The sequence below is a fragment of the Actinomadura rugatobispora genome (genome assembly GCF_042656285.1).
Taxonomy (GTDB): Bacteria; Actinomycetota; Actinomycetes; order Streptosporangiales; family Streptosporangiaceae; genus Spirillospora; species Spirillospora rugatobispora.
The window spans coordinates 1-13,541 of sequence record NZ_JBHSON010000169.1 but is presented as its reverse complement, the minus strand read 5'-3'; the positions used below and the strand labels follow the sequence as shown (position 1 = coordinate 13,541).

The 13,541-nt window shown below is 71.7% G+C and carries 14 protein-coding genes; 6 read left to right on the top strand and 8 right to left on the bottom strand.

Translation table 11 applies throughout. The features are described from left to right. Together ACFPZN_RS54295 and ACFPZN_RS54290 are read left to right on the top strand one after the other, a co-directional pair. The coding region (locus ACFPZN_RS54295) for a WD40 repeat domain-containing protein (RefSeq protein ID WP_378292949.1) at window positions 1–1,020 on the top strand (1,020 nt) is incomplete at its 5' end. Window positions 1,021–1,253: 233 nt separating this feature from the next. Then, complete coding sequence (locus ACFPZN_RS54290) at window positions 1,254–2,819, top strand: ABC transporter substrate-binding protein (RefSeq protein ID WP_378292947.1); 1,566 nt, start codon at window positions 1,254–1,256, stop codon at window positions 2,817–2,819. Between the two features lie 16 nt (window positions 2,820–2,835). On the opposite strand, the gene ACFPZN_RS54285 is transcribed toward ACFPZN_RS54290, so the two are convergent. From ACFPZN_RS54285 to ACFPZN_RS54275, 3 genes are all read right to left on the bottom strand, one after another. After that, a complete protein-coding gene (locus tag ACFPZN_RS54285) occupies window positions 2,836–3,729 on the bottom strand; it encodes a diacylglycerol kinase catalytic domain-containing protein (protein WP_378292945.1) in 894 nt (297 codons plus the stop codon). After that, window positions 3,726–4,742: an SPFH domain-containing protein gene (locus ACFPZN_RS54280; protein ID WP_378292943.1), complete on the bottom strand. Its 1,017-nt coding sequence runs from the start codon at window positions 4,740–4,742 to the stop codon at window positions 3,726–3,728. The genes ACFPZN_RS54285 and ACFPZN_RS54280 overlap by 4 nt, the downstream gene beginning before the upstream one ends. 120 nt (window positions 4,743–4,862) lie before the next feature. Further along, entirely contained in the window at window positions 4,863–5,495 is a 633-nt protein-coding gene (locus ACFPZN_RS54275) for a TetR/AcrR family transcriptional regulator (RefSeq protein WP_378292941.1), read from the bottom strand. A gap of 102 nt (window positions 5,496–5,597) precedes the next feature. Here ACFPZN_RS54275 and ACFPZN_RS54270 point away from each other — a divergent pair, with 102 nt between their 5' ends. Then, window positions 5,598–6,398, top strand: a complete 801-nt coding sequence (locus ACFPZN_RS54270; RefSeq protein WP_378292939.1) for an SDR family NAD(P)-dependent oxidoreductase — start codon at window positions 5,598–5,600, stop codon at window positions 6,396–6,398. A gap of 155 nt (window positions 6,399–6,553) precedes the next feature. Here ACFPZN_RS54270 and ACFPZN_RS54265 read toward each other — a convergent pair whose 3' ends face one another. From ACFPZN_RS54265 to ACFPZN_RS54250, 4 genes are read right to left on the bottom strand one after another with little or no spacing between them, the layout of a single operon-like run. Then, the gene (locus tag ACFPZN_RS54265) at window positions 6,554–7,756 is read right to left on the bottom strand and encodes an ABC transporter permease (protein ID WP_378292937.1); all 1,203 of its coding nucleotides are present in this window, start codon (window positions 7,754–7,756) and stop codon (window positions 6,554–6,556) included. Beyond that, on the bottom strand, window positions 7,753–8,457 hold the full coding sequence (locus ACFPZN_RS54260; protein ID WP_378292935.1) for an ABC transporter ATP-binding protein: 705 nt from the start codon (window positions 8,455–8,457) through the stop codon (window positions 7,753–7,755). Before ACFPZN_RS54260 ends, ACFPZN_RS54265 begins: the two co-directional genes overlap by 4 nt. Further along, window positions 8,454–9,623, bottom strand: coding sequence for a peptidoglycan-binding protein (locus tag ACFPZN_RS54255; protein WP_378292933.1), 1,170 nt, complete (start codon window positions 9,621–9,623; stop codon window positions 8,454–8,456). The genes ACFPZN_RS54260 and ACFPZN_RS54255 overlap by 4 nt, the downstream gene beginning before the upstream one ends. Window positions 9,624–9,637: 14 nt before the next feature. Continuing rightward, window positions 9,638–10,144 carry a hypothetical protein gene (locus tag ACFPZN_RS54250; protein ID WP_378292931.1) on the bottom strand — a complete coding sequence of 169 codons (507 nt, stop codon included), beginning with the start codon at window positions 10,142–10,144 and terminating at the stop codon, window positions 9,638–9,640. A gap of 116 nt (window positions 10,145–10,260) precedes the next feature. On the opposite strand from ACFPZN_RS54250, the gene ACFPZN_RS54245 reads away from it, so the two are divergent. From ACFPZN_RS54245 to ACFPZN_RS54235, 3 genes are all read left to right on the top strand, one after another. Continuing rightward, entirely contained in the window at window positions 10,261–10,917 is a 657-nt protein-coding gene (locus ACFPZN_RS54245) for a response regulator transcription factor (protein WP_378292929.1), read from the top strand. A gap of 8 nt (window positions 10,918–10,925) precedes the next feature. Further along, window positions 10,926–12,107: a sensor histidine kinase gene (locus tag ACFPZN_RS54240; RefSeq protein WP_378292927.1), complete on the top strand. Its 1,182-nt coding sequence runs from the start codon at window positions 10,926–10,928 to the stop codon at window positions 12,105–12,107. A gap of 143 nt (window positions 12,108–12,250) precedes the next feature. Next, complete coding sequence (locus ACFPZN_RS54235; RefSeq protein WP_378292925.1) at window positions 12,251–12,829, top strand: dihydrofolate reductase family protein; 579 nt, start codon at window positions 12,251–12,253, stop codon at window positions 12,827–12,829. Between the two features lie 489 nt (window positions 12,830–13,318). On the opposite strand, the gene ACFPZN_RS54230 is transcribed toward ACFPZN_RS54235, so the two are convergent. Continuing rightward, window positions 13,319–13,541 (bottom strand): transposase family protein (locus ACFPZN_RS54230; protein ID WP_378292923.1); only part of this gene is annotated, 223 nt, incomplete at its 5' end.

Genomic DNA, 13,541 nt, shown 5'->3' with positions numbered 1-13,541 from the left:
CGCGTCCCGCGCCGGGTCCCGCGCCGCGCCCTACTCCCCGGGGCGCGCGCCGCCACCGCGGCCGAGGCGGCCGCCACCGCCCCGGCGCTGCTGCTGTCGCGCCCGGACGACGGCGCCCCGGCGAAGCGGCCGGCCCCGTTCACCCCGACCGGCACGCCCAGCCCGACCGTGCTCGTCGGCGACCCGATCGCCGTCCGGCAGATCGCGTTCGTCGACGGCGACCGGAGGCTGCTGGCCGCCGGTCTGAGGACCCTCTGGAACTGGGATCTGTCCACGGGCCAGGGCAACCCCGTCCACATGCCCGAGGTGCTCGACTACGGCGCCGACGTGCTCAGCCCCGACGGCCGGCTCGTGGCCGGCGCCGTCGACACCCACATCGCGCTGGCAGACCCGGCCACCGGCCGGACGACCGGCCGCATCGACCTCCCCGGCGACGCCTACGCGCTGGCGCTGACCACCGACGGCGCCACGCTCGCCTCCGCCCGCGACGGCGCCACCGAACTCTGGGACGTCAGGACCCGCCGCAAGATCGGTACGGCCTTCGACGACGGCCTCAACCACCTGGCCTTCAGCCCGGACGGACGGCTCCTCGCGGGCGGCAAGGCGTACAGGGGTCCGATCCGGGTCTGGGACACCGCGGCCGGCCGCTCGCTCACGGAGCTTTACCGCGGTCACTCGCCCATGGCTCTGGCCTTCAGCCCCGACGGCACGATGCTCGCGGGCTCGACCGACCCCGGCGCCGTCGTCCACCTGTGGGACACGCGCACCTGGCGGGAGACCCGGACCCTGCGCGGCCACACCGGCTACGTCGAGGCCCTGGCCTTCAGCCCCGACGGCGGCACGCTGGCCACCGGCAGCAAGGACAAGACCATCCGGTTGTGGAACGCGCGGACAGGCGCGTCCCTCGCCACGCTGACCGTCGACACCGACAGCGTGGACGCGCTGGCGTTCTCCCGGGACGGCCGTTCCATGGCCAGCGCCACCGGCAGCGGCACGATCCGCCTCTGGCGCTTCCCCTGATCAGAGGCCGCGGGCACACCGATGCCCCGAAAAGAGCAATGCGCGAATCGTAGAGGCCCATTCTCCAAATTACAACTTGTTTTTATTCACATCCGGAAATACTGTTCTTGTGACCGGTCATCCTCATTACCGTGCTCGCGCCGACCCCTGCCCGGTGAGCACCCCGGCGCCGATCCGACCACCTCCGGCACGACCGACCGCCCCTCCCACCCCGGAGCGCTGAGGAGAGATCAATGGTGCCCCCGACCAGACGTTTCCCGACCGCGGCACTGGCGGCCGCCGTGGCACTGGCCACGGCCGCGTGCAGTGGATCGTCCGCCATCACCACCAGGGGGCCGGCCGGCGACCCGGTGCTCGGCGGCACCGCCCGGGTGATCATGTACAGCGAGCCGCGGAGCGTCGACCCCGCCGCCATGTCCAACGCCTGGGCGTTCAACGCCGTCCTGGGCAATGCCCTGTACGGGACGCTGATGGCCAACGACGTGCAGACCGGCCGGATCGACTACAAGATGGCCGAGAGCTTCACCAGCGACGACAACGGCAGGACCTTCGCGCTGACGCTGCGCGAGAACCTGGCCTTCACCGACGGCGGCCCGCTGGACGCGCAGGCCGTGAAGTTCAACTGGGACCGGCTCCGGAACCCGGCGACCGCCTCGTCCTCGATCAGGGAGGCGGCGCTCATCGCCTCGACCGAGGTGGTGGACGCCAGAACGCTGAAGGTCACGCTGAGGATGCCGGTCCCGAACTACGCCCACGCGCTGGTCAACGGAGGAATGAACTGGATCGCGTCGCCGAAGGCGCTGGCGAAGGGCCAGCGCGCCTTCGACGCCGCCCCGGTCGGCGCGGGCCCGTTCATCCTGAAATCGTGGTCCCGCAACGACAAGTTCGAGCTCGTGAAGAACCCCCGGTACTGGGACCCGCCCAAGCCCTACCTCGACCGCATCGTGCTGCGCGCCACGCCCGACAGCATGCAGCGGCTGAGCAGCCTGACCAGCGGCGGCGTCGACGTGAGCATCGACACCAGCTGGAAGACCATCGACAAGGCGCGCAAGGCGGGCTTCCCGACCCAGGTCATGCCGCTGAGCGGCGGCCAGGGCGTGGTCATGAACACGCGCCGACCGCCCTTCGACGATCTGCGGGCACGCCAGGCCGTCGCCGCGGCACTGGATCTCGACGCGGCCAACCTCTCCGTCTACAACGGCAAGGGCAAGCGTGCCGACAGGCTCTTCGAACGCTCCTCGCCGTTCTACACCGACATCAGACTGGCGAGGCAGGACAGGCAACTCGCGCAGCGTCTGCTCGACCAGCTGGCCGGCGAGGGCAAACGGCTCTCCTTCACCTTCAGCGCCCAGGCCACCTCGGAGGCCAAGGGACTGTCAGAGAGCCTCCAGACGCAGCTCAGCGCGTTCAGGAACGTCGAAGTCAAGATCAAGACCATCGACTCCGCCGACACCAGCAGGATCTACGCCGCCCGCGACTTCGACATGGTCATCTCCTCGACCATGATGGTGGATCCCGAGCCGCAACTCTGGGCGAACTACCACGGCAGATCCACCGCCAACATGTCCGGGCTCAACGATCCGCGGCTGAACGCGGCACTGGACAAGGGGCGCCTGTCGACATCGCTGGACGAGCGCAAGGCCGCCTACACGGTGGCGCAGGAGCGGCTGGCCGCACTCGTCCCCCAGATCCCCGTCACACGCACCGCACCCGCCGTCGAGACCGCCGGGAACGTCCACGGAGCCAGGATGTACGGCCTCGGGTCACTGATGCCGGAGGAGCTGTGGATGAACCGGTGACACCCGGCCAGGGCGCTCAGCGCACGAGGGACAGCCTGCCGGGGGCCAGGCCGATGGCGATCCGCTGGCCCCACGACAGGGTCAGCCGGTCCGCCTCGATCCCGTCGCCGAAGGCCACCAGGCCGTCGCTCTCGCAGACCAGGTCCAGCGTGTCGCGCCCGGCGAGCCGTCCCTCGGTGCGGGAGGTGCCGGTCGCCGGGGACGGCCACGCCTCGCGCACGAACCAGGCCAGGGACGGCTCGGCGGGGCCGGGCATCGGCAGGCCGCTGCCGCGTTCCAGCCGGACCGACCGGCACCAGCCGGTGGCGCCGGTCCCGGTCGCGACCAGAACGCCCGACGAGGACTGCCGCTCGGCCGCCTCGTCCCCGCGGGCGAGCCGGTAGCGCGCCGACTGGTGGCCCGGGTGACCGACGTAGACCTCGTTGAGCGCGGTCAGCTCCCGTCCGTCGTCGGTGACGGCCCTGGCCATGACCCGCTCCTCGCGCGCCCCGCCGCCGTCCGCCACGGTCCGCAGCAGGTCGGCGCACGCCTCGACGGGATGCGGGACCAGGACGCCGGGGTTGCGGGCGGGATCGGGGTTGAGCCCGACCACCGGCTGCCCGTCCAGGTACTTGGCGGTGTTGGCGACCAGACCGTCCTGCCCGACCACCACCACGACGTCGTCCGGGGCGAACAAGAACCGGTCCAGGTCGGCCCGCTCCACCAGCCCGCGCCGCCAGGAGACCGGGATCGCCGCCGCCACCGCGGCCAGCGCGGCGGCGGTCGCCTCGTGCGCGGCGGCCACCCCGCCGATGTCGCGGCCGCGCGAGCGCAGGAAGAACTCCGCCTGGCCACGGCTGCCGTGCCGCGCCAGCAGTTCCTCGTACTCGGTACGGCGGTGCACGACTACCGCGCGCGGCGCCAGCGTCACGCCCCGCCCCCGTCGGACGAGGGCGCGGCCAGCCCGCCCAGGACGGTGGTCAGCACGTCGGGGGAAAGGTTGAGCTGCCCGATCTCCGGCAGCCGCTCGGCCAGCGCCTGGGCGGCCAGCGCCAGCAGGACGGACGGCTCCATGTCCCGGTAGACGGCCAGGTAAGCCGAGTTGGCCTCGGCCTCGGCGGCACCGAGCGCCCGCCGGGCGTCGGCCTGGACGGCGGCGTCCAGCCGGTTCCGCTCCGCCTGCGCCTCCGCCGCGACCCAGGCGGCGGCCGCGGCCTCCTCCGCGCGCCTGCGGTCGTTGACCCCGCGCTGGGCGACCAGCCGCTCCTCGCGGTGCGCCAGCTCGATCTGGTTCTGCATCTCGTTCTCGGCGATGGCGCGCTCCCGTTCGACGGCGACGGCGCGGCGCTCGTAGGTCGCGCGGTCGGCCTCCTGCTGGACCTGCTCGCGCGCGGGCGTCTGGAGGGCCCGCTCCACCTCGGCCTCGGGACGCACCGCGACCACCCGGACCCCCACGACCGTGACCCCGATGTCGGTGAGCCGCCCGTCCCCGGCCAGGCCATCGGTCACCGCGTCCCGGATCGCGGCCGGGCCGGTGGTGATCGCCTCGCGCAGCGGCATCCCGGTGACCAGGGTCAGCACGTACTGCTGGGCGATCTCGGTGAGCATGGTCGCGACCTGGTCCAGCGGGGCCGACCGCCAGGCGCCGGTGTCCGGGCTGATCGCGAAGTCCAGCCGGCGGGCGGCCAGCACCGGGTCCTCGATCCGGTAGGTCACCGTGGCCTGCGCGCTGACGTCCTGGTAGTCGGAGGTGCGGACGTGGAAGAGCATCGGCAGTTCGCGGTCGTCCACCGGGATCTCGCTGATGACGGCGTTCAGCGGCCGGAACCAGAAGGACACGCCCACACCCTCGTGCACGGTCCTGCCGCGCCGCAGATGCCGCACGTAGGTGGTGGGCGCTCCGCGCAGGTGCCGCAGCAACGGCCGCCGCTGGATGTCCGCCATGATCCCCTCCTCATGTCGCCACGCCGACACCAAAAGGGTAAGTCATTCTCAAACCGAGAACAACACCGCGAAGCCGACCGCGACGATCAGGCGGCCTTGCCGCGGGCGATGTGCCGGTGGTCAGTTGCCGGCGACGCCGTAGAGAAGTGTGTCGATCAATCGGGAGGACAGCGCGTCGGGGTCGTCGGAGGTCTCGTTCGGCGCTGGGGCGTCGGCCGCCGCACCTGAGCCCGCCGGGGCCGGGTCTCCCGACCGGGAGCCGTGCGCCGTTTCGGCGAGGAGCGCGAGGTAGGCCCGCCTGATCCACGACACGTCGGCGTCGGCGGGGAGGATGCCCGACTCCTTGGCGCGCGTGAAGACCAGCTCGCATTTGCCCATGACCTCGGCCTGCGCGGCCTGTGCCCCTGCCGCCAGCGGCACCGGCCGAGCCAGCGTGAAGCGCCAGCCCGACTTGATCTGCAGGATGTTGGCGGTCGCCTGGTGCAGCGCCACCAGCGGCGGGGCGGTGTGCGGGCGGGCGGCGTCGACGGCCTCGGCGATCTCCCGCCAGGCGGTGGTCTCCATGGTCTCGATCAGCGTTTCCCGGCTGGCGAACCTGCGGTGGACGGTCGTTCTGGCGACCCCCGCGGCCTCGGCGATCTGCTCCATCGTGGCCGCCGGGTTCTCGCTGAGCAGCCGCTCCGCCGCCGTCATGATCGCGCGGATGCTGCGCTCGGCGTCCGCGCGCAGGCGTCGCCCGCTCGTCGCAGTCATGGAGTGGAGGCTACAGCATTGACCCGTAAACGCTTCTATCTGATACGGTCTGTTGCACTTAATCTCTGAGACACATCGCCACGATGCAGATTGAGGGAAATCATGAACAAGACCGCTCTTATCACTGGTGCGTCCTCCGGGATCGGCGCCGAGTTCGCCCGCAGACTGGCCGCCACCGGGCACGATCTGGTGCTCGTCGCGCGCACCGAGCACAAGCTCAAGGCGATGGCCGACGAGCTGACCGCGCGCCACCGCATCCGTGCGGAGGTCGTCAGCCAGGACCTCTCCGCCCCCGACGCCGCCGACCGGGTGGCCGGGGAGCTCACTGCCCGCGGGCTCACCATCGATCTGCTGGTCAACAACGCGGGCTTCGGAACGGCCGGACGTTTCGCGCAGATCGCCCCCGGACGCGAGCACGACGAGCTGATGGTCAACATCGTCGCCCTCGTGGACCTGACCCACGCGCTCCTGCCGGGCATGCTCGCCCGGGGTTCGGGCGCGGTCGTCAACATCGGTTCCACGGCAGGGTTCACCATCTCCCCCTACTTCGCGACCTACGCCGCCTCCAAGACCTTCGTGCTCAACTTCGGCCTCGCTCTCTGGAGCGAGCTGCGCGGCACCGGCGTGAAGGTGCTGACCGTGGCCCCGGGCCCGGTCGAAACCCCGTTCTTCGACGTGGTCGGCTCAAAGGAGGCCGCCATCGGGGCGAAGATGAGCACCCCGGAAGAGGTCGTCACCGCGGCGCTCCGCGCCCTTGAACGCGACCGCGGCTACGTGGTGCCCGGCCGCGGCAACCTGGCCATGGCACACCTGATGCCCAGGCGCCCGCGCAAGCTCCTCGCTGTGATCGGGCGGAGAGTCACCAGGCGGGTCGCGGACGCCCTCACGCCCGTGGCGCAGTGACCTCCGCCCGTCCGGCGCAGTGCCGCCGGACACCGTCCGCCCACCCGCCCCCCAGGCAAGGGAGCCCTGGAAGCGCGGTGGTGACGGGCGGCGCCGCCACACGTCGAGCGCGTCCGATCGGACCTGGACGAACGCAACGCATGGCGGCATGGCGCTCACAGCGTGCGCAGCGCCTCGGTGGGCGAGAGGCGGGCGGCTCGGAGGGCCGGCAGCAGGCCGGCGATCGCGCCGATCACGATCGCGGCGCCGATCCCGCCCGCCCACGCCTGGGCCGGGATGACCACCGCCCAGCCCTTCGTGTTCGCGTAGACCGCGGTGGTCAGCACCCCGGCCGCGACTCCGGCCGCCCCGCCGAGCAACGCGAGCATGACGGCTTCGGACAGGAACTGGGTGCGGATGTGTCCCCGGGTCGCGCCGAGCGCCCGGCGCAGCCCGATCTCCGAGCGCCGTTCCAGCACCGAGATGATCATGATGTTGGCGACCCCGACCGCGCCCACGATCAGCGCCACCAGCCCGAGTCCGAGGAACAGGCTGTTGAACGCGCCCTCCGCGGCGGCTCGCGCGGTGAGCGCCTCGGACGGCTGGCCGACGTCGACCTCGCCGGGCGACTCGGGGTTAGCGGTCTGCGCGAGCACCCCCTGCACCGCGTCCACCCTGTCCATCCGGGCCCGCGCGTACACCGTCGTCGGAGGCCCGGCCACCGCCTTGCCCTGGTCGACGGCCGTGTAGCCGAGGTAGCGCTCCGCGGCCGGGTAGCCGATCAGGGCGCTGGTGTCGATGTCGGTCGACAGCGTCGCGGGCTCCAGGATGCCGGCGACGTAGAACCACTGGTTCTTCAGCCAGATCCGTTGCCCGGGGTGGACGCGCTCGATCCCGAGGCGCCGCGCGGCGAGCGCGCCGAGCACCGTCACCGGCCCACGCTCGGTCGCGGTGTTCAGCCAGCGGCCCTGCGCCACGCCGATTCCGATCACTTCGGGCAGGTTGAGGCTGGCGGCCCGCACCCGCAGGGAGTTGGTGTTGACCGCCGGGATCAGCGGGCTGCGGTACACGTTCGCGTCGTCGAGGGCACCGGCGTGCGCCACCTGCTCGACATCGGGCAGGTGGGAGATCCGCAGCGGCGCGGCGGCCGGGAGCTGCGCCTTCTCGCCGGCGACCGACTGGCCGGTGTTCGCGGTCAGCAGGTTCGTGCCGAGCCGGTCGATCTGGGCCAGGAGCCCGGCCTGGGAGGACGCGGACAGCCCGAGCACCGCCACGATCGCCGCGGTGCCGATCGCTATCCCGAGCGCGGACAGGGCTGCCCGCAGGCGGCGGGCCCGGATTCCGATGCTCGCCACGCGCATCTGGTCGGACAGCCTCATACGCCCTCCATCGAACGCGCCCCGCTGTCGGCGACGATCCGCCCGTCGAGGACCTGCAGCTGCCGGGGCACCTGGGCGGCCAGCCCGCTGTCATGCGTGATCAGGACGATGGTCGCCCCGCCGGCGTTGAGCTCGTGCAGCAGCTCGATGATGGCCGCGCCCGTCCCGCTGTCGAGGTTGCCCGTCGGCTCGTCGGCGAGCACGATGGCCGGGCGGCCGACCAGGGCGCGGGCGATCGCCACGCGCTGGCGCTGCCCGCCCGACAGCTTGCCCGGCCGGAAGCCCGCCCGGTCCTCCAGCCCGACCCGGACGAGCGCCTCGGCGGCGCGCTCGCGCCGCTCGGCGCGGCCTGCGCCGCCGTACAGCAGCCCGTCGGCGACGTTCTCCAGAACGGTGGTGTGCTCGGACAGGTGGAACTGCTGGAAGACGAAGCCGATGCTGCGCGCCCGCAGTTGGGCGAGCTGGCGGTCGGTGAGCGACGCGACGTCCTCCCCGTCGATCCGTACCGTGCCGTCGCTGGGCCGGTCGAGCGTGCCGAGGATGTGCAGCAGCGTGGACTTGCCCGACCCCGACGGGCCCACGATCGCGACCAGTTCCCCGCTCCGCACGGTGAAGCTCACGCCGCGCAGCGCGTGGACGGGGGGCTGCGTGCCGTAGGTCTTGGTGACCCGCTCCAGTTCGAGGACGTTCCTCTCGCTCATGTCGACGGCACCACCACGCGGTCACCGGCCGTCAGCGCACCGGAGACCTGCACCCGTCCGCCGGCGTTGTCGAACAGTCCCAGCGTGACCGGCACGATCCGGGTCCGGCCGGTGTCCCCCGCCGCGACCTCGACCGCGTATCCCCCGCCGGCCTGGCCGATCAGCGCGGTCACCGGCACGATCAGCGCCTGCTTGACACCGCCCGTGGTGATCTGCGCCTGGACCGGTGCCTGATCGAGGGTTCCGGCGTCCTTCGGGTGCTTGAGCGCGATGTAGACCGGGAGCGTGGCGGGCCCCGAGCCGGAGTCGTCCTTCTCGGAGGACGCCGCGACCGTGCCGATCCGGCTGACCACGCCGGACGTGGTCCGGTTGTCCGGCAACGTGATCTGCGCCTGGGCGCCCTTCTTGACCGCCGACTGCTGGGACGGGTCGAGCTTCACGATCACCTCGCGCCGGTTCGACGCCGCCTCCATGATCGGACGGCCCGGCCCCGCGCTCGTGCCGTTCCCGGCCGTCACCGTGCCGATCCTCAGCGGACCGGGCAGGAACACCGCCTGGCCGAGGTCCAGCCTGCCCGTCACGTCGGCGCCGCGCTTGTCCTGGAGCTTCTCCAGGGCAGCCGCGGTCCCCCAGCCGAAGTGGTCCCACTCGGAATCGACGTCGGACTTGTCGGCGTAGCCCGCGTCCACCAGGGTCTTGTTCAGCGCCCGGACGTCCTTGCCGTCGTCGCCCACGGCCAGGTCCCGGTACGCGGGCGTGCTTCCGCAGACCAGGATCACAGGCTTCTCGCCGACCTTGTACAGCGTCTCGCCGCAGTCGACCTGGGTGCCCGCCGCCGGCAACCAGGTGTAGGTCCCCTTCGCCTGGTTGACCACCGGGTACGGGGTCCCGTCGGCGCCGCCCGCGTACGAGAGCGTCCCGCTCTGGTTGACCTGCGAGGAGAGCGGGCCCTCCTGGACCGCCGCAAGCGAGGTCCCGGTGCCGGCGCTCACGGCGGGCTCGCCGTCGTCGCCGTACGGGCCCGTCACGGCGAGAGCCACGCCGCCGACCGCGGCCACGGCCGCGAGCGCGACGCCGCCGAGTATTCCGCGGCGCCTGTTCCGCCGCCGCGGCCGGGCGGGCGTGCCTCGCGTCCTCAGGCCCGGTTCGGTCACTTCGGTGCTCATCGAGTCCGTCTCCCTCAGCCGCCGGGGCGCTTGCCGGTACTGCCGGCCTCGAGGTGGCGACAGGCCTGCACGGCCTTCTCGAACTGCGGTGAGTCGCCGTCGATGGTGCCCTTCTTCACCCGGACGCGCCCGTTCTGCGGGTCGGGGAAGTTCGGGACGCCGTTCGTGCGCATGCACTGCGCCCACTTGAGCATCTTCTGCTGGAGCTCGGCGTTCTCCGGCGTACCGGCCCGCTTCTCGGGCGGCTCCAGCGACTGGCATGCCCGCAGCGCCTTCGTGAACTCCGGTGAGTCGCGGTCCGGAAGGTTCTGCGCCGTGCTCTCGTCGCCCTGGTCGGGGTCGGGGTAGCCCGGGAGGCCGTTGTCGCGCATGCACTGCGCGTGCTTGACCCCCTGGTCCACCGTGGCGGCCGGCTTCGCGCCGGACGCGGTGGTCGTGGAGTCGCCGGAGCCACCGCATCCCGCGGCGGTCAGGGCGAGGGCGGCGGCCGAGACGGCCAGCAACATGGAGCCCCTGTTCATCGTTCCCCTTTCCGAGGGGTATGGCTGACGAGGCCATTTCTAGAGAAGGGGCGGTCACATGACGGTGCGAGAGGCTGTGACGCGGCTGTGACCGGGCATCGGGCACGCTGACGGCGATGAGAGTGCTGGTGGCCGAAGATCACGCGGAGCTGGCCGACTCCGTGGCCCGGGTCCTGCACCGCGAGGGGATGGCGGTGGACGTCGCGCTCGACGGCCGGGCCGCGCTCGACCGCACGGCCGTGACCGACTACGACGTGGTCGTCCTCGACCGCGACCTCCCCGGCGTGCACGGCGATGACGTCTGCCGCGCGCTGGTGGCCGGGCCGGGCCGCCGGACCCGGGTCCTGATGCTCACCGCCTCGGGCACCATCGCCGACCGGGTCGAAGGGCTCAGCCTGGGGGCCGACGACTACCTGCCCAAGCCGTTCGCCTACGCCGAACTGGTCGCGCGGATCCGCGCCCTCGGCCGGCGGGCCCAGCCGGCGCTGCCGCCGATCCTGGAGCACGGCGACCTGCGGCTCGACCCGGCGCAGCGCCTCGCCACCCGCTCCGGGCTGCGCCTGGCGCTCAGCCCCAAGGAACTGGCGGTGCTGGAGTACCTGCTCGCCGCGGGAGGGCGCGTCGTCTCCGCCGAGGAACTACTGGAACGCGTCTGGGACGAGGCGGCGGACCCGTTCACCACCACGGTCAAGGCGACGATCAACCGCCTGCGCGCCAAGCTGGGATCCCCGCCCGTGATCGAGACCGTCCCGAAGAGCGGTTACCGGATATGAGGCCGCTCATGCGCAAGGCGCCGCGGACGGTCCGGATGCGCCTCACGCTGCTGTACGGGGCGCTGTTCACCGCCTCCGGCGCGGCCCTGCTGGCCATCACGTTCCTGCTCGTCCGGAGGAACACGGTCTTCAAGGTGCTGCTGCCGTGCGCCGGCATCGACAAGGAGGACTGCCGGTATCGGCTGGCCCGCATGAATCCCGGCACGCGCGATCCGATGCGCATGCTGGAGCAGCAGCATGATGCGCTGCTGCGCGAGTTCGCCGTCCAGTCCGGGATCGCACTGGCGATCATGCTGCTGGTCTCCCTGGCGCTCGGCTGGTTCGTCGCGGGACGGGTACTGCGCCCGCTGCGCACGATGACCACCACCGTGCAGCGCATCTCGGCGCGCAACGTGCATGAGCGGCTGTCCTTCACCGGCCCCCGCGACGAACTCAAGGACCTCGCCGACACCGTGGACGGCCTGCTCGGGCGCCTGGAGGCAGCGCTCGACTCGCAGAAGCGCTTCGTCGCCAACGCCGCGCACGAACTCCGTACCCCCCTCACGCTCGAACGCGCGCTGCTGGAGGAGACGCTCACCGACCGCCGGCCGACCGTCGAGGCGTTCCGCACGGCCTTCGAGCGGATCCTGACGATCAGCGTCCAGCAGGGACGGCTGCTGGAGTCCCTGCTCACGCTGGCGACCAGCGAGCGGGGCCTGGACGGCCGCGTCCCGGTGGACCTCGCCGCGCTCACCGACCAGGTCCTGGCGGCCCGGCCGGAGCCGTCCGACGGCCCGCGCCTGTACCCGCGGATCGAACCCGCCACGACCGCAGGTGACCCCGCCCTGGTCGAACGTCTCGTGGCCAACCTCGTCGACAACGCCATGCGGTACAACGTGCCCGGGGGGAGCGTCGACGTGGCGACCGGATCGCGGGACGGCCAAGCCGTGCTCAGCGTGAGCAACACCGGCCCGGTCGTCCCGCCCGAGCAGGTGGCCCGGCTGCTCGAACCGTTCCAGCGGCTGGACCGGTCCGCACGCGGCGACGGGCACCACGGCCTCGGCCTGTCCATCGTGCACGCGATCGCACTCGCGCATGGCGGAACCCTCAGCGCGCTCCCGCGCCCAGGTGGCGGTCTCGTCGTCCAGGCCACCTTCCCCACCGGCCAAACCGATCAGGCTGGAGCGCGACACCGCAACCCGGCTGGATGATCAACGCTCAAACTCCAGGCCGCACGCCACCGGCCGGCCGGGCCGTATCCGGGACGCCCGGACTTCAGGAGTCCAGGGGCGATGAGTCTCGCCGTGGTCCCCAGTCTGTATCACCGCCATCAACCGCACGCGAGGAGAGCATCATGACCGCTACCTACACATTCGACGTCTTCTCCAGCCTCGACGGCTTCGGCGCCGCCGGCGGCGGCTGGACCGGCTACTGGGGCAAGCAAGGCCCCGAACTCCTCGACCACCGCCTCGCCCTGTACGGCGAGGAGCAGCGGATGGTCTTCGGGGCCAACACCTATCGGGCGTTCGCGCGGATGCTGGCTTCGAGCACCGAGGAGTCCGAGGTGCGTGACCCGTGGGTCACCCGGATGCGGAACCTACCGGCGACGGTGGTGTCGAGCACACTGCGAGGAGCCCTCGACTGGCCGGACGCGACCGTCGTGAGCGGCGACGCCGTCGACGTCGTCGCCCGGCTCAAGGAGGAGTCCGAGGTGCCGCTGCGCTCGCACGGCAGCCTGTCGATGAACCGGGCGCTCATGGCCGCCGGCCTGGTCGACCGCGTCCAGGTGACGCTCTTCCCCGTGATCACCGGTCGGACCGGACTGGACCCGATCTTCGAGGGCGCGGCCGACTTCGACCTCGAACTGATCGAGCACCGGACGCTCGACGACCACATCCAAGAGCTCGTCTACCGGCCCACCCTGCATGCCTGAGTCCCTCAACCCCGTCAAGCAGCCGACCCTGACCGGTAGAAACCGCCACCTACGGCGCTCAGACCCGACAGCGCACCCGTTCTGCCGGGGTCGTTCCACCGTCCGCAGAAGAGCGCCCTTGTGTGGACCAGGGCGGGCGATCGACTGATGAGCGAGCCGCAATGGTCCATCTGCGGGGAAGAGCGACCTGGCGATTGTCCGACTCCGCACCCGGACGCGAGCGATGATCAGCGTGTGGCGGTCGCGACAGCATTCATGCCGCGGCGCACGTCCTTGAGGATCACCTCGTTGGTCACGACCTGGGCAGTAACTTGGAAGAGGCGTGATGCTCCCGCGTCGATCTCGCGCAGCTCTTCGGACTGAGCGTACGCAATCGCCGCCTGCAGACCGTCGAACCAGAGTTCCTCAGAGCCGTCGACATCGAGACCCCACCCCTCGGGCCGCTCCGGCTTGACGGCGAGGTTCTGTGCATAGCTCAGTGAGGCTTTTTCAACGTGATGCGGTTTCGCGGAGGTGGAGGGTGTGGACGGCCTTGGCGATGCGGCCGGCGCGGAAGGGGCAGCACCGCAGTTTGCGTAGGATCCTCCATGCTTTGAGCTGGGCGTTTGCTCGCTCTCCCGGTCCGCGGAGTCGTGCGTGGGCGCGGTTGGCCTCCTTCTGGGACTCTGGCTTGCCGCGCCCTTTGTAGGGCGTCAGGACGTGTTCACCGGCT